Here is a 25,005-nt window from a genome sequence, read left to right as displayed (position 1 = left end):
GCCGGGGAAAGGGATGGACAACGGCAGTGTCGTCGGCCCGCGCACACCACCACGGCCAAGCCGGCCGAGGGCGAGGCCACCGAAGGCGCCGAAGGCGTACCGCATAGGTTTACACCAACTCAAACCAGGGGTTGACGTGCCCCAACCACACTCGCGGCACGCTGGAAAGCGCGGATAGGCCGGCCCGTGGTACCGGACACGGCGGCCCAGCACTCGCGCAGAGACAACACCACTCAAGGCAGGGCCGCACCAGGCGGCCGAGGGGAGAAAGCCGTGAACAAGATCCGTGCGATAGCCGCAGTGGTGGGTGTCGCCGCCACGCTCGCACTGAGCGCCGGTCCGGCGCAGGCCAGCGCTCAAAGCCCCACCGGGTACATCCACGGCTCCGACGTCGTCGTCGGCAGCTGCAAGGCGTGGATGAACGAGCGGGGCTCCGGCTCCAGCTACGAGACGCAGGGTCTGGTGCAGTCGTGGGGTGACTACTGCCGTATGGAACTGGCCCGCTCCGACGACGGCGGCAGCACCTGGCACCCGGTGAGCAAGCCGTACTGGGTGAGGAACCAGGCCAAGCAGACCGGCTTCCACTGGGATCCGCCGGGTCACCTGACCGAGGTGTGCCTGTACGACGCCGTCACCCACGTCGGCGCCTGTAGCAACTCGTACTGACACCATCGGTACCGCCAGCCGGGCTCCTGTTGGTCCGTCACCGCTGCTTCCCGCTCTTCCGGATGCCGATGCCTGGCTCCGCTGCCCGTCGCCAGCGCCGGGCCACGCCCGGGGCCGCCTGGCCCGGGGTGGCGGGATCGGCGGTGCGCCCGGCCTACTCCACCGCCCCGGCCGGGCGCACCGTCGGCCGGCCGGTAGCGGGTCCGCCTGGCGGGTCCGGCGTGGTGAGTGGCGCGGCAGGCCCCCGGTCCTCGGCGGCACGCACAGCACCACCCCCTGCCATGCGCCGACTGCCTCGGGCGGCCTGCGCCATCCGCCGTGGCGAGCCGCGCGACGCCGGCACGGGCCGCACAGGCCCGCGAGCGAGCCGCCGGCGGAGTCTCCCAGCACCTGACCGCCCTCCGCTCCGCCGGCCTGGTCAACGCGCACCGCAGCGGCCGGTACGTGCTGGACGTCCGCACCGAGGCGGCGGAAATCCTGCTGGCTGCTGCGGACGTACGGCGTGACGACGTGGAGGTGCTGGATGTGCTGCCTTCGGCCTGAAGTTCTCCTCAGTTCTCCTCGATGAAAATCAGCAAAAGCGTTGATGAGAGCCCTGTCCGAGAACTGAAGCTCAAGGGCCGCAAGCGTCACGTCGCCACTGACAGCCGTGGCCCTGCTGCTCGCCGCCCGCGCGAGGGCCGCACCTCGCCCACGTCTTCGCACTCAGCGCCGGGGCCGGCCTCCGTTACGCCAATGCAGCCTCCGAGTCTGCCGCAGAACAGACCGGAAGTAGGCCCTGAACAGCGACTTCGACGCCCCGCTGGCAGCACGGTTCGTTGGTCCGTATCTGGCGATCGGCAGATACGGACCGGGGCCACCGCCCCAACAGGCCCGGCCTTGTTCAACATCCCACCCCGAAGGGGATGTCACCGAACGGATCAGCTACTCCCAGGGATTGTTGCCCGACTCCCATCCCGCCGCCTCGTCCTTGCTGTGCAGGAACCGCGGGTCCGCCATGCCCTGGAGCGAGGAGTCGCTGATCGGGCACTGCTGCCACTCGTCGCGCAGCAGCTTGAGCAGGAACTCGGCCATACCGCACGGGTACACCGACCATTCGAGGTCAAGGCGCGAGTACACCGCGACCGGCCATCGGTCCGGGTCCGGATCCGTCGTGATCCAGCACAGGGTGTCGGCCGCGGCTGTCTCCCCCCAGATGAGCAGGTCCTCCAGCCGGTGCCGGCCCCTGTCCGCGGGAGCCCACCGGTTCACCGCGAAGTCCGCGAGCGCTGCCTCCGAGAGCCTTGAGACCGTGATTACCTGCAGCTCGTTCGAAGTGACGGCGGGATGTGAACGCCGACCATCTCCTCGATTGAACCACTGCCGAAGGCTGCGACGAAGGCCCGGTAGTCGGCTGGGAATGACGTTCCGTAGCCCCTCTCCGCCGCACTCCAGTCGACAGTGTCCCCGCAGGTGGGCCCGATGCACGACAGCACTTCTCCGATGCTCGCCATCGCGGTGACTGTGGCGGACTGGTCGTCACTCACGCTACGGCTCCCATAGGCTCGGGGCGTCCTGGCCCATGTTGTGCCATTGTCCATCCCTCAGTCGTACCGGGTTCCGCCCCCCGGATGAGGACAGAACCCGAAGGCTGCTCACAACCTCACGGGACAGAACACCTAGCGGCCATCTCGCTTGAGCACTTCATCGGCTCTGTCGCTGATCTTGTGACGCTCAGGGTCCTTCTGATGGCTCAGATGTCTCGGGTCGCCACGCCTCGCGATAGTCGGGGTGTTCGGCGTACGACTGTGCGAGCACGCGGAGTGCATACCTGAGCCCGGCGAAGCGGGTATCGGAGGGATCCATCGCCTCGTAGTCGCGCGCCAGCATGTCGACCAGGTCGAGCATCGGCAGGTGACTGTCGAGGAGGGCGTCACCTCCGAAGCAGTGGGCCACGTAGGCATAGGCATGGTTGTCCGCCTCATTGCGGGCGTGAAGGAACTTCAGAAGGTCGTCCACGAAATGATTTTCCTCCACTCTTGGGGATGCCGGCGAGGCTCCTATCTGGCTCAAGACCGCAGGAGGATACGGGTGCGGAGGAGGTCTGGCTTGGCCCGGCCATATAGCCGGCGCGTTTGAGTAGCTTAAAAGTTACGTGGAGTGCACCGCCTCCCTGGTCCGCCCGCCCGAGCAGGTCATCGCCGACGCCTTCGATCAGGCCGAAGCCCGCGACCCCAAGCACCTGCGGCCGTGGGTCGTCCTGACTCTCGGCGTCTGGATCTCGCCGCTTGATCACGGGACTGCTTGCGGACAGACTGCGACCCATGAGGTTCACAGGCATGCCCACCGACGCGCCGACCACCCGCGTCTACTCGGCCTCCTCCTTCCTGCACAGGCAGGCCCACCGGTGAGCACCAGCCTCCCCTTCTTCCGCTACCACCCGGAACCCGTCGCAAGCGGATCCATCCGCGAGAGTGCCGAGACCTGCGCATGCTGCGAACGCAGCACCGGATGGATCTACACCGCGACCTTCTACACAGCCCAGGACGTCAACGGGCGGTTCTGCCCCTGGTGTATCGCCGACGGCAGAGCCGCCGAACGATTCGAAGGCGACTTCACCGACTCATACGGGCTCGACGGCGTCAGCGAGGAGACTCTGGAGCGGGTCACCCGCCGCACCCCTGGCTTCCACGCCTGGCAGGACCCGCACTGGCTCGTCCACTGCAACGACGCCGCCGCCTTCATCGGCGAGGTCGGATACACCGAACTCGCCGCCCACGCCGACGCACTCGACCAGCTTCGAACCGATCTACGGATGAGCGGTTGGCACGACGCATCCCAGCTCGGAAACTTCCTGACTCACCTCGGTCAGGGCGCAAGCGCCATGCTCTTCCGCTGCACCGTCTGCGGCACCCACCTCGCCTACGCCGACGCTTCGTAACCAGGCCCAGCCCAGCAGCACGTGCCTTTCCCTTCAAAGGAACTGCACCCAAGTCAGTTCTCGTCGGCCAGCTTCCACAGATGCAGAGACATCCGGTCCTTGGAGACCGTGTACCACGTGCCGTCTCCCGCAGGGCGGGCGGGCCCGGAGACAAGGAAGGGGTAGGAGATTTCGCCACGGAGGGTCATCCCATGCGGGTCGATCAGCCAGTGGCGGGCCGTGCCGTACCGGGCGTCGCACTCGGATGTCCCCGCAACGATGGTGTCCTCATCCACGAAGGCCGCGTCGTAGTCCCAGTACACCCTGTCCTCGCCGGTGCTTCGCGGGTGCGACGGCACCGTGCCCTGGGCGTCCAGTTCTCGCAGAAGCGAGCCGTCTTCCGCCCGGTGGAGGGAAAGCGACCATTGCCCGACGTCGACGGTCAGGAGATTCAGGCCGGATGGGCTCACTGCCAGGAGGACCAGTTCGGTCCCGATCTGCACGGCGGTCAGTTGCTGCCCGTCCCAGCGTCCCCACAGCGCGGGCGACCCTTCCTCGCCTTCGCCGACGCTCAGCCCCATCTGCGCCGGGTCGAGGTGTGGCGTGTGCTCGGAGTTGGAGGCCACGGTCATGGTGTTCACGCGCCCCAGGACCCTTCCGTTCGTGGCGTCCAGGACTGCCCACAGTTCCTGGTCGTCCTCCATGTCCGCGTCGCCGCCCAACGGAGCGCGGACGTGGGCCCAGACAAGCCTGCCGTCCGCACTGACGGCGACCGAGCCGCTATCGGCACGGAGGTGGTCCTTGTCGTGCGCGTATTCGTCGAAGGACGAGTGCACGAGGGCGCAGCCGCCGTACCAGCAGCCATGCTGCACTTCCCAGCGCGTCGCGCCGGTCGCATCCACAGAACGCACCGCGTGCACGCCGGCGAACACCGCGGCATCCCGCTCCGGCGACACCGCCACCGATCCGAAGCGGCGCGGCCAGGGCGCCGGGAAGCGGACTTCGCCGGCTCGACCGGCGGGGGACACGTCTATGTCGAGGGCCACCACTTCGGTGTCACCACGTTGCACGAGAAGCCTGTGGTCGGGCCAGTGCAGGACCCGCGGAGCCTCCGAGGACGCCGGGTCCATGGGAGAGGCGATGGTGGTGACGAGACGAGCAGCGACGGTCACAGTTTTTCCAGCCACAGACGACGAATGATGCGAGAGCCTTACGTCCCACCCTACGGGGGAACGGCGACGTCACCCGGCAGACCAGTACTGCGACATGATCATCTCAACAGACTGGCTCGCTGTTCCCCTGGCGTGGCCTCCGACTGACCGACATCACGCTTTCAAGCTCGATTGCATGGGGAAGGAAGCGCTCCACCGTCGCCGTGAACGCCTGCGGGTCGTCCAGCCACGGGTAGTGACCGGCGCCCGGCTGGATGACGAGCTTCGCCTCGGGGAAGAGTGACGCGGCATCGGCGGCGGCCTTGGCGGTGGGCCACAGGTCCACCTCGCCCGCGAGGAGCAGCACCGGGCTGGGCAGGGCGCCCAGGCGGCGCCGGATCGGACAGCGCTCCGACCCCTCGCCACCCACCACATCGTGCTCGGCGGCCTCTCCCGACGACCACTCCCCGATGACCCGACGCCGGACGTTCGAATCGGCGCCCCGCCAGGGTGCTGTCGGAGTGCTGAACAACCACTGTCCGACGATCTCGTGCACAAAGCCAGCGGGTCGGGCCGCGACTGGTGGATGGAGCAGGGCCTCTTCCCATCGCTCGCGGCGAACTCCAGCGAGGGGCCACCCCGGGGTGGGGTTCGTTGGCCAGCGGTAGGCCCGAGGCCCTGAGAAAAGCATTGGCAGGCCGTCACCTGCGGGTGGCGGCCTTCCGGCGGTGGGGGCGTGTGAGGGTTCCGGGGCCGCTGGGGGTCAGCGCCGGGTGAAGTTCCCAGGGCAGACGTTGCCTGATGCGGCACGGACTTCCCTCACCACCTTCCCCCCGCCAGCAGACACCCACCCACCCCTCCTTCCCCGTCCGTCACGGCGCCGCAGCCTCCCTACCCCAGGCGCTTGACCTGAGCCCTTCACAGCACTGACGCTATGCCAACACGCATTCGGACAACGCGACTTGGGGGAACGTTGGACGAGAAGGTGCTCATCCGGGTGGACGACGCCGACACCACCACGGTCGGATCCCTGCTGGCCTGGCTCCGGGCCGAGCCCATCCTGCGCGGGCGCGTCGAACCGGTCGGGACGGCTCCGCGCCCCGGTTCCCTGGGCACCCTCGCGGACGTGCTCACGGTCGCCCTCGGTGCCGGCGGGGTCGCCTCCGGCCTGACCAGCGCCCTGATCGCGTGGATCCGCCGGCGAAGCGGCGACACGGTCATCCACGTGACGCGCTCGGACGGCAGCTCGATCGAGCTGCGGGCGACGGCCGTCCACGGTCTCGATCCGGATGGCCTCGCCATCCTCGCCCGCGAGGTCGGAGCCTCGCTCGCCGTCCGGCCTGAGTCGGCCGCCGCCCCATCGGCCGACCACGAGTGACGCCAGATGGCGACGAGTGACACCGGAGGCCCCTGGTGACACCGGCCGGCCCCGGCAGCCTGCCCCTGAGCCTGCCCGGCTCGCGGGCCCTGATCATCGGAACCGGCACCCACGTCCCCGGATCCGTCCTGCCCGACGTCCCCGCGGCCGCCGGGACCGTCCGCGCGATCAGCGAGGAGCTCGTCACCCGGTGCGGCCTCGACCCCGACCACGTGCGCACCGTGATCGACCCCGAGGACCCGGTCGTCCTCGGCGAGGCGCTGACGGCCACCGCCGAAGCAGCCGAATCGGTGCTCCTGGTGTACTACGTCGGCCACGGCCTGGTCGGGCTGGACGGCGAACTCCACCTGGCGACCCGCACCACCGACCACCTGACCCGCGGCCTGGCCTTCCGGGCCCTGCGGTACTCCGCGCTGCGCGAGGCCCTGGCCTCCTCCCGGGCGCGCACGATCGTCCTCGTCCTCGACTGCTGCTACTCCGGCCGGGCCGTCCCCGTCGCCGGCGCGGCCGGCCTGTTCGAGGCCTCGTACCCCGGCGGCGGGTTCATGCTGGCCTCGGCCGCCCCGGAGGAACTCGCGCTGGCCCCGGTCGGCTCCCGCTACACCGCCTTCAGCGGCGAACTGGTGCGCCTGCTGCGGGAGGGCGACCCGGCCGGCCCGCCGCAGCTGACGCTGGGCCACATCCACCGACACCTGGCCCGGACGCTCCCCGGCCGGGGCTTCCCCGAGCCGTACTGCCACTCCGAAGGCCGGGCCGGCGACCTGGTGCTGACCGCCAACCCGGCCTACTCCTCCCCGCCGGAGCCGTCACCGCCAGCCGGGCCGGACGAGGAGCCCGGCGCCACTCCCGAGCTGGACACCTGTCCGTACCGGGGCCTGGCACCGTTCGGCTCGGAGGATGCCCGGTTCTTCTTCGGCCGCGAACGGCTGACCGCCGAACTCGTCGCCCGGGTGTCCGCCAAGCTCTCGCTCGACGGCCCGATCGTGCTTGTCGGCCCCTCCGGCGCCGGCAAGTCCTCCCTGCTGCGCGCCGGCTTGCTGCCCGCCCTCGACCGCGGGCTGCCCGGCGCCGAGGAGGCCTGGCGCTGGCCTCGCGCGGTGCTCACCCCGGGTGAGCACCCGCTCGCCCGGCTCGCCGACGTCCTCGCCGGCCTGCTTCCCGGCGCCCCGGGCACTCACCCCGAAGCCCTCCTCGACGCCCTGACCGCGCACCCGGAGTCGATCACCGGCCTGCCGACGGACGGGTCCCGCCTGGTCCTGGTGGTGGACCAGTTCGAGGAGCTGTTCACCGCCTGCAAGGACGAGCAGGAGCGGGAGGCGTTCATCCGCGCGCTGTCCGCCCTCTGCTCGCGCACCGAGCGGAGCCGCGCCCCGCGGGCCGTGGTCCTGCTCGGACTGCGCGCCGACTTCTACGGGCACTGCGCGGCCTACCCAGCGCTGCACACCGCGCTGAAGGCCAGCCAGGTCCTGGTCGGCCCGATGCTCCCGGAGGAACTGCGCGACGCCGTCGAGAAGCCCGCCCGTCTCGCCGGACTGCGCGTGGAACAGGGCCTGGTGGACCTGCTCCTCCAGGACCTCCGCACCAGGAACGACGAGCGGCGCGACACCGTGACCGCGCTCCCCCTGCTGTCGCACGCCCTGCTGGCCACCTGGCAGAAACGCACCGGCCGGGTCCTCACCTTGGCCGGTTACCAGGCGTCGGGCGGCATCTGGCACGCCGTCCGGCAGACCGCCGAGGACACCTACCGAGCCCTCGCCCCTGAGGAGCAGCGGGCCGCCCAGCAGATCCTGCTGCAACTGGTGCACGTCGTCGACGGCGCGGAGGACACCCGCCGCCGCGCCTCGCTGGCCGACCTCGGCCTCGACACCGATCCGGCTGCCCCCGCCGCCCTCGACGCGCTCGTCCGGGCCCGGCTGGTCGTCGTGGACGACGGCCACGCCGAACTCGTCCACGAGGCCGTGCTGCGCGCCTGGAAACGGCTGGCCGACTGGATTCGGGAGGACCGCGCCGGCCTGGTGGTCCGTCAACGCCTCCACGACGCCGCGAGGGCATGGGAGCAGGACGGCCGCGACGAGGGAGCGCTCTACCGGGGCGTGCGGCTCGCCGCCGCCCGCCAGTGGATCGAGGAGTCCGCCGAACGGCACGGCACCATCCCGGTGGCCCGGGAGTTCGTGACGGCGAGCCTGGCCCGGCAGAGCGCCGAACAGCGCGCCGCCCGCCGCCGCACCACCCGCCTGCGCGCCCTGGCCGCCACCCTCGCCGTGCTGCTCCTGGTCGCCGTCACCGGCGTGGGAGCGGCCGTCTGGCAGAACCGGGTCGCCGGCGAACAGCGCGACCTCCTGGCCTCCAAGGTCGCTGCCCAGGCAGCCGACCGCCTCCGGGCGACCGACCCCACCCTCGCCCTCCAACTCGCCCTCTCCGCACGCCACATCGCCGACACACCGGAGGCCCGCAGCAGCATCTACAGCGCCGCACTCGCCCCGTACTACACGCCGGTCAAGGGACACACCGACACCGTCCGGAAGCTCGCCTTCAACGCCGACCGGCACCTGCTCGTCAGCGGCGGCCGCGATCACACCGTCCGGCTCTGGGACCTCTCCGATTCCCGCCGACCCCGGCCCGTGGGCCTGATCGGCACAAACGACGCCACGCTCGCCCTGAGCAGCGACGGTCGGCTCCTGGCCACCGCGAACACCGACGACTCCGTCCAACTGTGGGACGTCTCCGACCCCGCCCACCCCGGTGCCGTCGCCACCCTGGCGAACACCCACGGCTCCCTGGCCTTCAGCCCGAACGGCCACGCGCTGGCAGCCGTAGCCGAGGACCGGTCCGAGCTGTGGGACCTCACCGATCCCCGGCAGCCGGTCCGGGCGGGTAGCATCCCCCCAGGCACCGGTAGAGTCCAGTGCGTCGCGTTCAGCTCGGACGGGCGCCTTCTCGCCTTCGCCGTCAACGCGGCCGACAAGAGCTACGCGGCCGAGCTGTGGAACGTCGCCGACCTCGCCAACCCCGCGCGCACCGCGGTGCTCGACGACAGTCACGCCCTCTCACTGGCCTTCAGCCCGCGCGGGCCGCTGCTCGCGGTCGGTACCACCCTCAACGGCGTGCGGCTGTGGGACACCACCGACCCGGCCAGGCCCGCTCCGGTCACCACACCGAACTACACCGCGGATCCGCCCTACTCGACCGACCCCGTGGAGATCGCGACCGGTCAGCTCGTGGGGACGGTCGTGTTCTCCCCGGACGGCCGGACCCTGGCCCTCGGGGCCTCCAACGACGACGGCTACCAGCTCGGCCGTGCCGAGACCGTCGACATCACCGACCCGCACCAGCCGGCCGTCCTGGCCGACTTCCCCACCCCCGGGATACTCACCTCGGTCCAGATCGGCGATCGCGGGTCCCTGTTCAGCGCAGGCGCCGAACCGGACATCCGGCACTGGTACCCTCCCATCGACTCCACCCTGCCCAACACCCGCACGGACGGCCACTACTCCCCGGAGGGCCATGTCCTGGTCTGGGCCACCGACTCCCACATCCTCAACGACCACACGCAGACGTACCGGCTGTGGCGGACCACCGGGTCCTACGACGTCCGCCCGGCCGGCACACTGAAGGCTCCGAACGTCCTGCTGGTCAACGAGCGCACCCTGCTCTCGTACGTCGAGGGCGGACCGGCACAGCTCTGGGACATCACCGACCCCGACCACCCGGTGCCGGGGAGCATGCTCAACCAGGTCGCCGAGTTCGTCCTCCACAGCGGCGAAGGCCATCTGGACCCCCACGTGGCCCTGGAAGGCGGACTCCTCGCCCTCAACGGAAGCGACGGGCTGATCCACCTGTGGGACGTCGGCGACCCGAACGCCGCGAAGCCGCTGTCCACCGTCCAGTCCCCGCAGCCGCCCGGCCGCCTCCTCCTCGACAAGCGGAAACTGGTGTCCATCGACCAACGGCAGGACCGCCGGACCATCGATGTCTGGGACCTCAGCGATCCCAGCCGGCCCGTTGCCTCGCCCTCACTCCCGATCGGTGACAGCGTCGCGTTCGAGAGCAGGTCATCGGACCTGCTCGCCGTCGCCACCGGCAGCGAGTCCCAGAACCCGAAGTCCATCCAACTGTGGAACCTCGCCGACTCCGGCCATCCCGACCACGCCGAACTTCTCAACGGCATCGTGAACGACCTGACGCTCAGCCCCGACGGACGGACCCTGGCGGTGACGACCGACAAGACCATCGACCTGTGGGACGTCTCCGACATCCACCACCCCGCGAAGACCAACGCACTCACCGCCGAACGGCCGGGCGCGATCGGGTTCAGCCCCGACGGCCGTCTGCTCGTCAGCTTCGCCAAGGCGCTGCGGCGCACCGATCCCCTCGTCGGCCAGTTCCACCTGTGGCGGGTGGAGGATCCGCGCACCGCCACCGAAACAGGCGCGCTGACCCTCCCCGGTGTCATCGAAGCCGCCGAGTTCAGCCCCGACGGGCAGACGCTCCTCATCGACAAGGCCCATGACCTCAACAGCGGCGAGAAGGGCCGGGCCTACCTCATCGACCCCGACATCGACCGGGTCACCACCCGCCTCTGCGACCTGGTCGGCGGCACCATCACCGCCGACCAGTGGCACCGCTACTTCCCCGGCACGTCGTACCGCCCGCCGTGCAGGTGACGGCGGGCAGGGCCATTCCCTACCGCCAGCTGTCCTCGCCAGGGCACTCGGGATGCAACGGTCCGTCTCCGAGGGCAGGGCCCGGACTGAGCCCTACTCTGAACCCCCGATGATCACGCGGTGGCTGTTCCCGCTCCCACCCGGCCCCCGGCGCGAGATCACGCCGTCACGCTGGTACCAGGAGTCGCATTGTGAGTGCCCTGCACCATATCTTCGTCCAACCCGCCGACCCAGATGCGGACATCGTTACCGACCTCTCTGTCGCCTGCGGAAGGGAACTGCGACGAGTCGCTGACGAGTACATGGACTATGTCGCGACGGTCGACGGCAAGACGCGCCTCGAACTGGAGCTCTCCCATCCATTCGAGGAGGACCAGGGCATCCCCTTCGAACGGTTCCAGGCCGTGATGGAGGTGCGAGACGTCGACAGGAACATGGAGCGGCAGCTGGCCGTCGCACGCAGCGTCGTGCGCCGCCTCGCGGACACCAAGCGGTACTGGGTGGTCCTGGTGTACGAGCTGCAGTCCTACATCGAGTCGGCGGCGCCCGGTGACACCGGGTCGCAGCTCTGGCCTCCGGTAGCGGAACGCCAGTAGGCCAGGCATCAGCAGGGGCGGAGGGCATGCGGGTGGATGTCCTCCGCCCCTTGTCGCATGGCTCTCCTGAATCGCTGTGCCAGATGGGCCCGGGGCACGCGTGGCCGGCCTGCCCGGCCTCAGTGAGGGATCGGTCACCGCGGCGGCCGTCACCGCCGTCGCCGCCCGCAACGCCGACCGCCGCCGCGACGCCCCTGAGCGGGCCGCTGGGCCGACCGGGAGGCCGCAGGCTCCCGCGAGTCACCAACGTTCGAAGGTGGCGGATCTTCAATGGTCGAGCTCCGGGCTCCTTCCTTGGCGAGTCCATGGGCCCGGCCAGTGGCTGGGCTGGACCGCGGCCGGTCATGAGGGCCTGGTGTTCAAGCGACTCGACCAGTCCTACCTTCCCGGCCGCCGCGCCTGGGGCAAGTACGAGGTCCGCACAACGACCGAGGCCCTGGCCGGGTGATTCGTGTGCGCGAACCCTGTTGGAGACAGACGGGTCGCGGTGTTCTGACGTTGGCCCCTGGATCCGGGGGATACCGGATGAAGGATGTTTCCGTGACACTGCACACCGCCCTACGCCGAGGGCCTGCGCGGGAGCAACCGAGTCGTGGGCCGACCTGCTGCGCGACTGCCGACGCCGCGGGATGCGCGACCCCGCGGCGAATCCGGCCCCAGCTGCGTGTGCACGCACCGACCTGGGCGGGTCAGGTGTCGTGGAGCGCCGTCCTGAGGGCGTCCACGGCGAGCTTGCGGGCGACGTTGGCGGCGCGGGTGTCGCGGAGGCTGTCCAGGAGGAGGAAGTCATGGACCATACCTGCCACGCGGACGGAGGTGACGTCGACACCGGCTTCGCGGAGCTTGTTGGCGTACTGCTCGCCTTCGTCGCGCAGGACGTCGGCCTCGTCGGTGATGACGAGGGTGGTCGGCAGTCCGTCGAGCTGTTCCAAGGTGGCCTGCAAGGGGGAGGCGTGGTGCTCGGTGCGCTGGGCCGCATCGGTGGTGTAGGCGTCCCAGAACCACTTCATGCCGTCGCGGGTGAGGTAGTAGCCCTCGGCGAACTGCAGGTAGGACGGGGTGTCGAAGTCCGCGTTGGTCACCGGGTAGAGCAGCACCTGGGCCTTGAGGTCGATACCGCCGCGCTCCCTGTTCATCAGCGCGAAGACCGCGGACATGCAGCCGCCGACCGATTCACCGGTCACGGCGATCCGGGAGGTGTCGAGACCGTGCTCCGCGCCGTGCTTCGTCACCCACTGGCCGACCGCGTAGTTCTGCTCGACCTGGGTGGGGTACTTCGCCTCCGGCGCGCGGTCGTAGACGGGGAAGACGCCTGCGGCACCCGCGCCGACGGCGAGCTCGCGGAAGAGCCGGTCGTGCGTCACGTCGTCGCCGAACACCCAGCCGGCGCCGTGGATGTAGAACACGACGGGCAGTGCGCCGTCTGCCCCCTTGGGGCGGATGATGCGGGTGCGGACGGTGCCCCATTCGCCGGCATCCACCTCGACCCACTCCTCGTCGACCTCCGGTCGCGGCACATCCGGCCCGGTCTGCAGGCCCAGGAGGATGTCACGGCCCTGCTCGGGCGGCACCTCGTAGATTCGCGGATGCGGATCGGTCGCCTCGCACAACTGCTTCGCAGCAGGTTCGAGGTACGGCGTGATCGGCGGAGGAAGATCAGTCATCGGTCACTCCCTGGTATGTCGTGGCACACGTGTACCCGCCCCCTGGACCCCCAAGGCCTCTCGGCCCCTCTCCATCGTGGGCCCCCGCCCGTCATGCGCAACCCGCCATGGCCCCGCCGCCGGGAAGGAGACACGGCGCGTCACCGGCCGGGCCCACCCGGCCCCGCGTGCGGCACCACCCTCATGCGGGCAGGCTGAGCCGGCCGGCGGGTAGGGCGTGCGTGTACAGCCAGGACACACGCGCCACGGCCACGGGATGCGACAAGCTCCCGGTCCGCTGTCAGGCGACCGTCCTCGTCGCGGCCAGCAACGAGTGGCTGGGACGACACACGCGCACCGCCTGCTCGATAACCCGTTGCCCAGGGGTCGATCGGCCAGCTAGGTTCACCCAGCCGCCCGCATCGGTGCAGGCCGGCGCTGTCGACCAGGAGGTGTGGAGCACATGCGCACGAGTGCCCAGGAGTTGAGCTCGCGTACTGACCCTTGCCACCTCCTCTCGACGGAGACACCTTGTCCCTTCGCATCACCCCACTGACCGACCCCGCTCACGGGCCGCACGGCCGGCGTCTTGCCTGGCTGGCGTCGGACGCGGACTCCATTCCTGCCGGGACCGCCTTCCTGCGCCTGCTCGACGGCGGACAGGAGCACCTCGCCGAGCTCGACCTCCGCGTTCATCCCGCGGAGCGCCGCAAGGGCGTCGGCTCCCTGCTCCTCGACACCGCCGTGGCCACCGCCCGGGACAACGCCCGACGCCGCGTCGTCGCGCAGGCACAAGCCGGATCGCCCGGCGACCACTTCCTGGCAGCGCGCGGCTTCCGGAAGGTCCTCACCTTCAGGTACACCCGCCTGGCGATGGCCGACGTGGACACATCCGTCCTCGCCGGGATCGTCGGGCGTCCGCATCCCGGCTACCGGCTGACGTCATGGCAGGGAACCGTCCCCGACGACCTCGCCCGGACGTTCGCCGCCTCACGCCGCGCCATGGACGACATGCCCATGGACGACGCCGACCACGGCACCGTGGCCTGGGACGTGGACCGCGTACGGGCCACGGCGAAGGCCGTCGAACAGCGCGGCGACCACCTGCACACCGTCGTCGCCATCGATGCCTCCAACGGCTCGATCGCCGGGTTCACCGAACTCGTCGTCCCCGGCAACGGCGCAGGTAACGGCCAGCACTACGGCACGGGCGTGCTGCCCGAGCACCGTGGTCACGGCCTCGGCCGATGGATGAAGGCTGAGTCGATCCGACAAGCCCACAGGGACTATCCGGACCTCGACGGCCTCCTGACCGACACCGCCGACAGCAACGCGCACATGCGACGGATCAACGACGGTCTCGGCTACACACCCACGCACACGACACACCAGCACCAGCTCGACCTCTAGCGGAGAGCGGACGGGCCGGACCGGGGCATCACCCCGCCCGGCCTGTCCGCGCTTTCGATGCGCGCCATAGCCGCGTGCCCAGGCGTTCGCGTGCTTGGACCTCCGTGCTCGATGTGGAACCTGGCCGCGACGGCGTGCATGCGCTGCCACTCGACCGCGCACGGGCTGAACTCCCGTGGCTTCAGGGGGAACCGGCACGGTCGGCCCGACGTCGATGTCTGGGCGGGTCCTGCGTGGAGACGCGCGGGCACGAGTGCCGGGGAGACGTAGGTGCGGGATTCTGGCGGGCAGGCTGCTGTGCGGGCGTCGTTGTGGCGGGTCGGTGACGTCATCGAGGGCCGGTACGAAGTGTTGAAGGTGCACCAGCAGGGCGGTATGGGGCTGGTCCACCGGGTGCGGCACCTCGCCTGGGGCATCGATCTCGCGGTCAAGAGCCCGCGCCCGGAGCTGCTGCGTGACGACCGGGCGCGCGAGCGGTTCGTGGAGGAGGCCGAGCACTGGGTCTCGCTGGGACTGCACCCGCACGTCTGCAGCTGCCACTACGTCCGGATGGTGGACGGTCTGCCCCGGGTCTTCGCCGAGTACATCACCGGCGGCAGCCTCTCCGACTGGATCCATGACGGGCGGCTCTACGAGGGAGGAGAAGTGCGCTCCCTGGCCCGCATCCTGGACTTCTCGGTCCAGGTGGCCTGGGGTCTGGAGCACGCCCACACGCGGGGCCTGGTGCACCAGGACGTCAAGCCGGCCAACGTCCTGCTCGATCCCGTGAACACTGGCGCGGACGGGCTGGACGTGGTGGCGAAAGTCACCGACTTCGGGCTCGCCCGGGCCAAGCAGGCCCAGGCCCGGACCCACGGGTTGTGGTGCAGCGGCCCGACGGCCGCCGACCAGCTGTCTGTCCTTGTCACCAACGGCGGGCTGACTCCGGCCTACGCCTCACCGGAGCAGGCGCTGGGGCGGCGGGTGGGGCGACGCAGCGATGTGTTCAGTTTCGCCGTCTCGGTGCTGGAGATGTTCAACGGCGGGGTCACCTGGGTGGCCGGAGTCGCCGCCCGGGCCGCCCTGCGGGCGTACGAATCGCAGCAGCCGAGCCGGGACGGACGTCCGCCGATGCCCCGCCAGGTTGCGGAGCTGCTCGGACGCTGCCTGGACGACGACCCGGCTGCCCGTCCGGGCTCGATGGCCGAGGTCGCCGACCGGCTGGCCGGGATCCACCAGGAGGTCACGGGCCGCCGCTACCCGCGCCGCGCGCCCGTCCTGGCGGACCTGCGGGCCGATGAGCTCAACAACCGCGCCCTGTCCCTGCTCGACCTGGGACGGCGGGCGGCGGCGGAGGAGGCGTTCACCGAGGCGCTGAGCCTCGACGCCCGGCATCCGCAAGCCGTCTACAACGCCGGGCTGCTGCGCTGGCGCGACGGTTCGCTGAGCGACGAGGGCCTGCTGGCCCAGCTCGCGGCGGCGCGTCAGGATCTGCCCGACTCGTGGGAGGCCGATCATCTGACCGCCCTGATCCAGCTGGAGCGCGGCGACCTGGAGGCCGCCGACCGGGTGCTGCGCGGCATGCCCGAGGACGCCCGCGACGAGCCCGAGGTGCGGCGCACCCGCGCCGCACTCAGCTCCGGGGCGGCCGCCGACGCGCGCTGCGTGACGCGGTGGCAGGTGCCGTGGCGCACGTCCTTCCCGGACTGGATCACCCCGAGTTGCACGATCGACGTCACCCCGGACCTCGGGTTGGCCCTCACCTGCGACGGCGAGCACAACCTGGCGCTGTGGGACGTCCGCGCGGGCAGGCAGCTCAGGAGGCTCGACGGGCACACCGACTCGGTCCGGTCGGCGGCGATGAGCGCGGACGGACGGTATGCCGTCACGGCGAGCTGGGACCGGACGGTACGGCTGTGGGACCTCGCCGACGGCCGGACGGTCCGCAGCGTCGGGATCACCCCCTGGCGCGAGGGCAGGGGCCCGGCACAGCGGGAACGCCGCCGTCGGGAGGACGCGGCGGCAGAGGCCGTGGGCGAGGAGGTGGCCGTGTTCCACCGGCCCCACCCCGACAGCTCCCTCTACCAGACCGCGAGTTCGCCCGTGTGCGTGAACGCCGACGGCAGTGTGGCGGCCTGGTCCGAGCCCGACGGCCGGATCCAGCTCTGGGACCTGCCGGGCGGTCGGCACCTCGGAACGCTGGACGCAGCCGAGCACACCGACATGGTCGCGCTCGACGGGGACGGACGGCTGCTGCTGTCCGCTGCCAACGGCGAGCCGTCCGTGCTGCAGCTGTGGCGGGTGGACACCGGGGAGTGCCTCTGGCGGGTCGAGGAACCGGCCGGTGTCTCGGAGGTCTGGTTCGGCCCCGCCGGGAACGTGGCGGTGGTGCTGGGAGACGGGTGCCCGCAGATCTGGGACCTGCGGGAGGGCCGCTGCGTACGGACCCTGCGGCTGGAACCGGGCATCGACGTCACCTGCGCGGCGCTGAGCGCGGACGGGCGGGTGCTGCTCGTCGGTGGCTTCCAGGGGCAGCTCCAGTACTGGGACCTGACCTCCGGGCGACTGCTGCGCACCTTCCGGGGCCACCGGGACAGAGTGCGCGGGGTCGGCTTCACCGCCGACGGGCACTGCTACTCCATCGGTTACGACGACGCGGTACGGCTGTGGCGCCGTCCCGGCGGCTTCCTGGCGCCCACGCAGGTGAGCCGTCCCCGGCGGCACGCGGAACTCCTGGACACCGAGCAGAAGTTGCAGGCACTGGTCGCGCAGGCCCACGTGGCGGCGGCGCAGGGCCGGGTGGGCGAGGCCCTCGATCGGCTCGACCTGGCCCGCGCCCTGCCCGGTGCCGAACGCGCGCCGGAGGTCCTCACCGCGCTGCGCTCGCTGGGCACCCGGGCCGTGCGCACCGGTGTCCGTGGCGCCTGGGCCGCCCGGACGCTCCGGACGGTCCCCGTGGAGGCCAGGAAGGCGGCCAAGATTCTGACCGTAGCGCTGACCCCCGACGCGCGCCTGGGCGGCTGCGCCGGATTCGACGGGCAGATCCAGCTCTGGGACCTCGACGAGGGGCGGCGCCGACGCGTCATCGAGACCGGGCACTGGTCCGTCGCCCGGATGCGGTTCACCCAGGACCAGCAGCAGGTCATCAGCCAGGGCCACGCCGGGCGCGGCACGCTCCAGACCTGGTCGGTGGAGACCGGCGAGTGCTTGGGCACCCTGCGCCTCCGGGGCCACCTCAAGGTCGCGTTCAGCCCGGACGCCCGGTTCGCCTTCGTCTCCGAGCGGCCCGGGACGTTGTCCCTGTGGGACCTGACCGAATACCGGGAACTCCAGCGGATCACGGTCCCCGAACGGATGATCACCTCCGTCTCCCTCAGCACGGACGGGCGCACGGCTCTCACCTGCGGCGACGAGAAGGTGATCCGGCTCTGGGACTTGCCCTCCGGCCGCTGCGTCCAAGCCTTCGAGACGCCCTCGCTGACCTTCGCCTCCGCGACGCTGAGCCCCGACGGCGCCCGCGCGCTCTCCTGGGAGGCATACCGCGACCCGGCCACCCCGCACGCGCGCGATCACGAATCGATCCTGGCGCGTCTCCACCTCTGGGACACCGCGACGGGCGGCCGGGTGCGGACCTTCGAGGCGGACTCGCGGAACTGCGGCGAGCTGACTTTCAGCGCTGACGGGCGGTACGCCCTGGCCTCGGTCGCCGAGGGCGGGGTCCGTCTGTGGGAGCTCGCCACCGGGCGCTGTCTGCGGACCCTGAGCGGGCATCAGAAGAATATCGGGGCCCTCGCGGTGACGCCCGACACGAACGTCGTCCTGACGGCCGACGGCACCGGGACCCTGCGGCAGTGGGAGCTGGACTGGGAGCTCCGGGCTGAGGACGGCCGGTAGCGTCCTTCTCCGAGGGCGTGGTGCCCACGTGAACTGCCACGGCGCCGCAGGGACGCCCTACGGCGGCCGGCCGGGCTACCCGGGGCAGTGACCCGACGGTCCCGGCGGTGGGCGGCCCGGACGCACCTCGGCCCCGGCTCCCCTCGTGGGGGGGACGGGGCCGAATCGATTCTGCGGCTCAGCGAGCGGTCAAGTCCGCTACGGCTGCCGCAGGATGACGACGACGAGGATCACCGCGGAGATCAGGAATCCGAGCAGAACGCCCGCCACGGTGGGCGTCACCCGGTCCCGGAGCTGCTTCGCCGGCTTCACCCGCTGCGTCGGGTGCGTGCTGTACTCCCACCAGTTCACCAGTCGCTGGAAGTCCGTGTCGAAGTCCGCGGACGGGTACAGCCGGCTGGTCTGGAGGCCCGGCAGCGAGCGGCGCCGCCCGCCGGTCAGGAAGACCCGCGCCGCGTACGCCACCGAGCCGTTGCTCTTGGTCTCCCGCACGTCGACCCAGCGGATCTCCTGCCACGAGTACGTCCGGCCGCGCCCGAAACCCCAGCAGACGGTGACGCCGTCGGCGCCGACCCGGCTCCAGGAGCGCCAGCTCAGGACGGCGGCCGGCGCGCAGAGCGCGACGGTCACGAGGACCATCCAGAACGTGGGCCAGGCGCCGAGTTTCATCCCGCCGAGGACGAGCTGGGCCGTGAGCACGAGGAGGAGCGGGAGGAAGTTCGACCACGAGGGCCGGAACAGGTCTTTCCCCCGGAAGATCAGTTCGTTCACAGGCGCACACTACGCCTGGGCCCAGGTCCGGACCAGGGGGTTTCACGGTTTCCGTACGGTGGGCGGGAGACCGGCGGACCGGTCGGCGGCGACGGGCGGACGGTCCCGCCGCGAACGCGTCCGCCGCCGACGTCTTGCCAGCGGACCGGCCCCTTCCCTACCGTCGAATGGCACAAGCTGACAGACCGTCTCACAACCCGTCGTGCCACCCCCACGAAGGAGCGACGATGTCCAGGACAGGTCCCCGGCGCCGACTCGGCGTCCGATCCCTCTGCACCCTCGCGGTCGCGCTCGGCCTGCTCGCCCCGGCCGCCGCCACCAGCAGCGCCGCCCCCGGAGCCACCCCGGCGCTGCGGGAGGTGATGTTCGTCGGCAACAACTGGGACGGCACCGCCGACGTGATCGAATCCTCCGGCGCCCTCAGCAAGGTGGGACGGATCGACGTCATCCCCGACAAGGACCAGCGGCTCGCCGAGATCTACCTCGACCCCGTCAAGCTCGGCTACTTCCTCGGCATCAGGCTCGGCCCCGGTGAGGGCCACGACCAGTTCGTCGACGACATGTACAGCACGCCGGACGGCACCGCCGTGGTCGTCTCCCGGCCCAGCTTCGCCGACGTGGTCTCCCTCGACCTCGCCACCGGGCGGGTCAACTGGCGCTTCCCCGTGGCGGGTTACCGCGCCGACCACATGGCGCTCTCGCCCGACGGCACCCGGGTGGCGGTCTCCGCCTCCACCGCCAACACCGTGCACGTCCTGGACGTCCGCACCGGCGCCGAACTCGGCTCGTTCCACACCGGGGACAAGCCGCACGAGAACATCTTCACCGACGGCGGCCGGCAGCTGTGGAACATGTCCATCGGCAACGTCGAAACCGCCCTGGACGCGCCCTGGCTGGACTGGACGAAGGGCGACCGGCACATCACCGTCGTCGACGCGGCCACCCTCACCCCGATCCGCGAGATCGACATGCGCAAGCGCCTCGACGACGCCGGTCTCGGCGGCCTCTCCAACGCCGTCCGGCCCGCCGTCTTCTCCCCGGACGGCACCCGGCTCTACTTCCAGGTGTCCTTCTTCAACGGCTTCCTGGAGTACGACGTGGCCGCCGACCGGATCACCCGGGTGAAGACCCTCCCGGTCGACCCGGCCGCCAGTACCGACCGCACCACCTGGCCCAACGACTCCCGCCACCACGGCCTGTCGATGAGCCCGTCGGGCGACCGGATCTGCGTCGCGGGCACCGTGGACGACTACGCGACGGTGGTCGACCGCGCCACCCTCCAGGAGGGGCCGCTGGTGCCCGCGTCCAAACCGTACTGGGCGACGGTGAGCGGGGACGGCAAGTCCTGCCTGATCTCGGAGAGCGGCGCGGACCAGGTCACCGCCATCGACTTCGCGACCGGCCGCAAGACCGCCTCGGTCGCCGTCGGCCGCCACCCCCAGCGGGTCCGCCTCGGCCACGTCCCCACCGGCTGGACCGGGCCCACGAGGCCGTAGCGCGCCGAGCCCGGGGCGGAGCGTCGGTCCTCCCCGGCGTGGCGGCGCGTTCGTCCCGGGCCCCGGTGAACCCGGGCGGGGCAGCCATGCACCACGGCCAGCGGCCGCTTCCGAGGAAGCGGCCTCGCAGACCGACCGGACCACTGTCGTACTGTCAGCGACTACTCGCGAACCAGTGCTCACGAGGATCGACCACGATCACCTCCCACCCGCTCCCGACCACGACCGTGCCGTCGGGAGCGATGGCGACGGACTCGACGTCCGCGGGCTGGGGAAGCATCGCGACGGTTTCGCAGGTGGTGAGGTCCCACACCCGGACGGTCCGGTCCGAGCTGCCGGTCACGGCGACCGGCCGGCCGGCCACCACGGTGCACGCCACTGCGGTGACCCGACCGGTGTGGCCCACCAGCAGGGCCCGTTCGGTGCGGGTGCCCAGGTCCCAGACGCGGGCCGTCCCGTTCGGCCCGGCGGTCACGGCCATCGGACGGCCGTCGAGGTCGACGCATGCGACCGAGCGCAGCCAGCCGACTTCATTGGCGATGATCGAATGCTCAGCGGTGACGAGACCACAGATCCGGAGGTCTCCGTCGACGCTGCAGGTGACCGCCACCGGTCGGCCGTCGAGGACCGTGCAGGCCACGGCGTCCACCCGTTGACTGTGCTCCGGGAAGTCGACCACCGGCTCTCCGGTTCTCAGGTCCCACGCGGTCAGCCAGCCGTCCCTGCTGCCCATGACCACGATCGCCCGCCCGTCGATCGTGGTGCACGCGGCGGCATCGACCATTCCTCTCGCCGGTCTGGGCAGGACCGCGCGGCGGGTCCCGGAGGCCAGGTCCCACGACCACGCGTCACCGACGATGCCCCCGCTGACCGCAATCGTCCGCCCGTCGACGACCGCGCACGCCAGTGCCCACAGCGGCGTCTCCTGACCCCCGAGGACGGCCCGTTGCGCGCCCGTCGCCAGGTCCCACACGCGCACGGTGCCGTCCGAACCGCCCGACACGACGACGGGGACGCCCTCGATCTCGGAGAGCACGGTCGCCCGCACCGTGTCGCTGTGACCTCGCTGACCGGTCGGTTCCGCCCGGGACGTCAGGTCCCACACCCGCAGCGCCCGGTCCCGGCTCGCGGTGACAGCGACGGGCAACCCGTCCATCACGGCGAACGCCACCCCTCCGACGTCGTCGTTGTGACCGCCCAATTCGACCCGCTGCTCGCAGGCCGCAAGGTCCCACACCCGCACGGACCCGTCATGGCTCCCGGTCACCGCGATCGGAGTACCGTCGACGGTGGTGCACGCCACCGCCTCCACATGGTCGGTGTGACCGCTGAGCAGGGCCCGTGGTTCGCCCGTCTCCAGATCCCACACCCATACGTCGCCGAACCAGGCCCCCGTCACCGCGACGGGTCGGCCGTCCACCACCGTGCACGCCAACGCACTGACCCTGGGGTCGTCCGGGCCGAAGGGCCGGACCTCCCTGGTGGTCAGATCCCACATCAGCATGCGCTCGTGATAGGGCGCGATGACGGCGAAGGGCTCGCCGTCGATCTCGACGCAGGCGACCGCGACCACGTGGCCGTACTGGGCCGCCGCCCTGATCCGGGCAAGCCGCTTGCCCGTGGACAGGTCCCACATCCTCACCCACCTGTCCCAGCTCCCGGTGACGGCGATCGGCCGGCCGTCGACCACCGTGCACGCCACCGTCACCACCCAGTTGGTGTGGCCCGTCAGGACGGCGCGCTCGGTACAGGTGCTCAGATCCCAGATCCGCACCTTGTTGTCCCAGCCGGCGGTGACGGCCACCGGCCGACCGTCCACGTCCGCGCACGCGATCGCCGGCACGATGGTCCTGTGCCCCTCGGGCAGAACACGTTGCCGGTCCGTGGCCAGGTCCCACACCCGCAGGGAGCCGTCCCAGCCCGCGCTGATGGCCACCGGGCGCCCGTCGACGACAGTGGTCGCCACCGAGTCCAACCCGACCGGGTGGCCCAGGCTCGCCTCCAGCTGGGGACTGGTCTGCATGCCGGTGGCCCAACGGGGACGCCAGGCCAGCCCGTGGCAGACCTCCCGGTGCAGGGACTCGGCCCGGTAGCGGAGCGCATCGAGCGCCAGCAGGAACCGGCGCTCGTCGACCGGACCGTCCCGATGGCGGTCGGCCGACGCGAGGTACACGGCGCGGACCAGACGGCCGTGATCGGCCCGGGCGGTGTTCAGCGCCGGGAGCAGCGCGTCCGGGTGGGCCCGGACGACGAATTCGGTGTCCGGCAGGAGCTCGTCGATCCGGCCCGCTGCGGCAGCGTGGGTGGCCAGGTGACGCAGCAGGTACGGGGATGCGAGACCCCAGTCGGGGGTGTCCTCGGCGCCGGGCGGGACGGTGTCAAGCAGCGCGCGGTGCACGGTCACGGCGTGCTCCGGCCGAGCCGTGTGGTCGGTCAGTGCCTGGTGGAAGTACCGGTACAGCAGTAGCCCGTCGGAGTCCGTCGCGGTACGGAGGTAGAACGCGGCCTGTGTCAGGGCCTCCCTGGTGTCCTGGACGCCCGAAGGCCGGACGGGGTCGCCGTCGGCCCGGGCGAGGGCCGAGGCCACGGCATGGATGAGGTCGAGAGGCATGCCCTGGCCCTGGGCGTGGCCGAGCGCGGCCAGCACTCGGCCGATCCACGGGGTGGTGGCGGCCAGGCGTGCGACGTGGAGGTCGAACATCTCGGTGAGCTCGCACGGCGGCTCCGCGATGCCCGGCCGGTCGCCGGCGTCGGCCGGGGTGTCCGGCGGCGCGCTCAGGAGGTGGTCGGCGTAGAGGGCGGCGATCAGGAACGCGCCGTGCTCGGCCCCGTGGGCCAGGCGATGGGCTGCGGCCGACGCGGTGGCGGGCGAGTGCCGGGGGTAGAGGAGGTCCGTCAGGTACTGTCCCAGGTCCCTGGCGAGGTCGTCGCGGCTTTGGGCGTCGAGATCGAGGAGGGTCCCGCCTGCCCCGGTCGCGGCGTCCCTCAGTTCGGCCAGGAGGTCCCACCAGGGACGCGTGCCGATCACCACCCGGCACGCTGGGGCGTTGTCGTCCGGGCCGAACCCGGACAGGGGCAGCAACAGTTCGCGCACGAGACCTCGGGGGTCGGCGGCCTCGTCGAGCGCGTCGAGGACCAGGACGACCGGACCGGCCGACCTCAGCCACTCGACGAGTCCCCTGGTGCTCCGGGTCTCCCCCGCACCGTCCGCCGTCGGACCGTCCAGTTGGCCCAGCAGCGACTCCACAACCTGCCGGGTGGTGAGTTGACGGGCGTGGACGGCCAAGACCCGCGCCTCCGGACGCGGCCGGAAGCCGTGCACCCGCGACAGGACGCGCTCCCGCACCGCCGCGAGCGCCGGGTGGGTGAGACAGACGGCGACTCCGAGCAGGGCCGACTTCCCCGAGCCGGGCCCACCGGTGACCACCAGCAGCCGGCCCTGGTCGTCGTCGACGTCGTTCAGCCAGGTCTCGATGCGGATGAGCTGTTCGCCGCGCCCGCTGAAGAGGCAGCCGCCGGCACGCGTCGTACCGACCGCCCGGGAGACGAAGTGCAGCACGTCCAGGCCAGGATCGCTGTCGACCGCGAACTGGCGCAGCGCGGCGTCGGTGCGGGTGAGGAATCGGTCGGCGAGGTCCTCCGAGTACCTCGGGTTCAGGAAGAACGCCGGCGGCTGCAGCACTGCCTCGTCGTGCGGGGTGCGCACCACGGTCTGCCCGCTGTCGCCGGTCCCGGCCGTGCGCCGGAGTTCACGGTCGATCTCCACGGCCAGGGTGTCCACCGGCACGTACTCCAGCTCCGGCGACAGGTCCAGCAGGCCCTTGGCGAGCCGCTCCAGCACCGTGGCTGCGGCGCCGCTGAACCGGGCACCGTACGCGGCTTCGTCGGCCGCGCAGGCCGCGATGACCCACGCCTTGCGTCGCACCCCGGACAGCCTGAGCGCGCTCTGCGCGGCCAACGCCTGGCCGCCGCCGCAGACGTCCAGCAGGAACAGGGTGGGTCCGACGCGCCGGGAGTGCTCGACCCTGCGGATGAGTTCGCTGCTGCTCAGAGCCGTGGCGGGCAGATCGTCCACATCGCTGTCGCGTGCGACGAGGTAGAGGTCGTCACCTTCGATCGCGCCATGGCCGCAGAAGTGGACGACCAGGGGGTCCTCCGTCTGCCAGAGGCGTGCCAGGGTCGATCTGGCCGTCTCGACGTCGGGGTCGTGCAGGGGCTCGCCCGCTGGCACCCCGGCCCGACCGAGGGCGCGGGCCACCCTTTCGACGGTCCCGGCCACACTGGGCAGAGGTGCGAAGGGCGTTGTGCCGTTCGCCCGGTCCTCCTCCGAGACCACCTGCTTCGGGAACCCGCCCACCCCGATCACCAGCGAACGAACCGGCACGCGCCGTCCTCCCCCTCATCGCCACCCGGCCGGCCCTGACGACCCGACCGACGTCACCTGACGACCCGACCGAC

16 protein-coding genes and 1 pseudogene are annotated in these 25,005 nt (G+C 71.3%); 10 read left to right on the top strand and 7 right to left on the bottom strand.

What is annotated here, in order from left to right; all coding sequences use genetic code 11:
* Positions 1-273: 273 nt before the first annotated feature.
* Positions 274-666: a hypothetical protein gene (locus ACZ6Z8_RS12310; RefSeq protein WP_465608801.1), complete on the top strand. Its 393-nt coding sequence runs from the start codon at positions 274-276 to the stop codon at positions 664-666.
* A 318-nt stretch (positions 667-984) separates the two neighbouring features.
* Positions 985-1,209, top strand: coding sequence for a hypothetical protein (locus ACZ6Z8_RS12305; protein ID WP_465608799.1), 225 nt, complete (start codon positions 985-987; stop codon positions 1,207-1,209).
* 381 nt (positions 1,210-1,590) lie between these two features.
* Here ACZ6Z8_RS12305 and ACZ6Z8_RS12300 read toward each other — a convergent pair whose 3' ends face one another.
* Entirely contained in the window at positions 1,591-1,740 is a 150-nt protein-coding gene (locus ACZ6Z8_RS12300) for a hypothetical protein (RefSeq protein WP_465608797.1), read from the bottom strand.
* Positions 1,741-2,379: 639 nt separating this feature from the next.
* Positions 2,380-2,664 carry a DUF6221 family protein gene (locus tag ACZ6Z8_RS12295; RefSeq protein WP_465608795.1) on the bottom strand — a complete coding sequence of 95 codons (285 nt, stop codon included), beginning with the start codon at positions 2,662-2,664 and terminating at the stop codon, positions 2,380-2,382.
* Positions 2,665-2,806: 142 nt separating this feature from the next.
* Between ACZ6Z8_RS12295 and ACZ6Z8_RS12290 the strand changes: the two are divergent.
* Positions 2,807-3,019 (top strand): annotated as a pseudogene (locus ACZ6Z8_RS12290) (hypothetical protein); the annotation flags it as partial.
* Positions 3,020-3,052: 33 nt separating this feature from the next.
* A complete protein-coding gene (locus ACZ6Z8_RS12285; protein WP_465609156.1) occupies positions 3,053-3,586 on the top strand; it encodes a CbrC family protein in 534 nt (177 codons plus the stop codon).
* A 53-nt stretch (positions 3,587-3,639) separates the two neighbouring features.
* Here the strand turns inward: ACZ6Z8_RS12285 and ACZ6Z8_RS12280 are convergent, their stop codons facing one another.
* A complete protein-coding gene (locus ACZ6Z8_RS12280) occupies positions 3,640-4,737 on the bottom strand; it encodes a hypothetical protein (RefSeq protein ID WP_465608793.1) in 1,098 nt (365 codons plus the stop codon).
* A gap of 103 nt (positions 4,738-4,840) precedes the next feature.
* Positions 4,841-5,272, bottom strand: a complete 432-nt coding sequence (locus tag ACZ6Z8_RS12275) for an alpha/beta fold hydrolase (RefSeq protein WP_465608791.1) — start codon at positions 5,270-5,272, stop codon at positions 4,841-4,843.
* 417 nt (positions 5,273-5,689) lie between these two features.
* Here ACZ6Z8_RS12275 and ACZ6Z8_RS12270 point away from each other — a divergent pair, with 417 nt between their 5' ends.
* From ACZ6Z8_RS12270 to ACZ6Z8_RS12260, 3 genes are all read left to right on the top strand, one after another.
* A complete protein-coding gene (locus tag ACZ6Z8_RS12270) occupies positions 5,690-6,094 on the top strand; it encodes an effector-associated constant component EACC1 (protein ID WP_465608789.1) in 405 nt (134 codons plus the stop codon).
* A 35-nt stretch (positions 6,095-6,129) separates the two neighbouring features.
* Positions 6,130-10,758, top strand: a complete 4,629-nt coding sequence (locus ACZ6Z8_RS12265; protein ID WP_465608788.1) for a caspase, EACC1-associated type — start codon at positions 6,130-6,132, stop codon at positions 10,756-10,758.
* 302 nt (positions 10,759-11,060) lie between these two features.
* Positions 11,061-11,354 (top strand): hypothetical protein, encoded by a 294-nt coding sequence (locus ACZ6Z8_RS12260; RefSeq protein WP_465608786.1) that lies wholly within the window; start codon positions 11,061-11,063, stop codon positions 11,352-11,354.
* Positions 11,355-12,043: 689 nt separating this feature from the next.
* Here the strand turns inward: ACZ6Z8_RS12260 and ACZ6Z8_RS12255 are convergent.
* Complete coding sequence (locus ACZ6Z8_RS12255; protein WP_465608784.1) at positions 12,044-13,018, bottom strand: alpha/beta hydrolase; 975 nt, start codon at positions 13,016-13,018, stop codon at positions 12,044-12,046.
* 510 nt (positions 13,019-13,528) lie between these two features.
* On the opposite strand from ACZ6Z8_RS12255, the gene ACZ6Z8_RS12250 reads away from it, so the two are divergent.
* Both ACZ6Z8_RS12250 and ACZ6Z8_RS12245 read left to right on the top strand, forming a co-directional pair.
* On the top strand, positions 13,529-14,407 hold the full coding sequence (locus tag ACZ6Z8_RS12250) for a GNAT family N-acetyltransferase (protein WP_465608782.1): 879 nt from the start codon (positions 13,529-13,531) through the stop codon (positions 14,405-14,407).
* A 270-nt stretch (positions 14,408-14,677) separates the two neighbouring features.
* Positions 14,678-18,280 (top strand): WD40 repeat domain-containing serine/threonine protein kinase, encoded by a 3,603-nt coding sequence (locus tag ACZ6Z8_RS12245; RefSeq protein WP_465608781.1) that lies wholly within the window; start codon positions 14,678-14,680, stop codon positions 18,278-18,280.
* 198 nt (positions 18,281-18,478) lie between these two features.
* Here ACZ6Z8_RS12245 and ACZ6Z8_RS12240 read toward each other — a convergent pair whose 3' ends face one another.
* A complete protein-coding gene (locus tag ACZ6Z8_RS12240) occupies positions 18,479-19,051 on the bottom strand; it encodes a hypothetical protein (protein WP_465608779.1) in 573 nt (190 codons plus the stop codon).
* A gap of 227 nt (positions 19,052-19,278) precedes the next feature.
* On the opposite strand from ACZ6Z8_RS12240, the gene ACZ6Z8_RS12235 reads away from it, so the two are divergent.
* Complete coding sequence (locus ACZ6Z8_RS12235; RefSeq protein ID WP_465608777.1) at positions 19,279-20,547, top strand: YncE family protein; 1,269 nt, start codon at positions 19,279-19,281, stop codon at positions 20,545-20,547.
* A 154-nt stretch (positions 20,548-20,701) separates the two neighbouring features.
* Here the strand turns inward: ACZ6Z8_RS12235 and ACZ6Z8_RS12230 are convergent, their stop codons facing one another.
* Positions 20,702-24,931 (bottom strand): AAA family ATPase, encoded by a 4,230-nt coding sequence (locus ACZ6Z8_RS12230; protein ID WP_465608775.1) that lies wholly within the window; start codon positions 24,929-24,931, stop codon positions 20,702-20,704.
* Positions 24,932-25,005: the final 74 nt, after the last annotated feature.

It is taken from the genome of Kitasatospora sp. NPDC101108 (genome assembly GCF_055584725.1).
Note: the sequence above shows the minus strand (reverse complement) of the source record. Positions and strands in the feature narration are given on the sequence as shown.

Bases quoted from the DNA above. Each gene is read 5' to 3' on its own strand.
- ACZ6Z8_RS12300 (WP_465608797.1), bottom strand. From the start codon at position 1,740: ATGGCCGAGTTCCTGCTCAAGCTGCTGCGCGACGAGTGGCAGCAGTGC.
- ACZ6Z8_RS12235 (WP_465608777.1), top strand. From the start codon at position 19,279: ATGTCCAGGACAGGTCCCCGGCGCCGACTCGGCGTCCGATCCCTCTGC.
- ACZ6Z8_RS12260 (WP_465608786.1), top strand. From the start codon at position 11,061: ATGGACTATGTCGCGACGGTCGACGGCAAGACGCGCCTCGAACTGGAG.
- ACZ6Z8_RS12255 (WP_465608784.1), bottom strand. From the start codon at position 13,018: ATGACTGATCTTCCTCCGCCGATCACGCCGTACCTCGAACCTGCTGCG.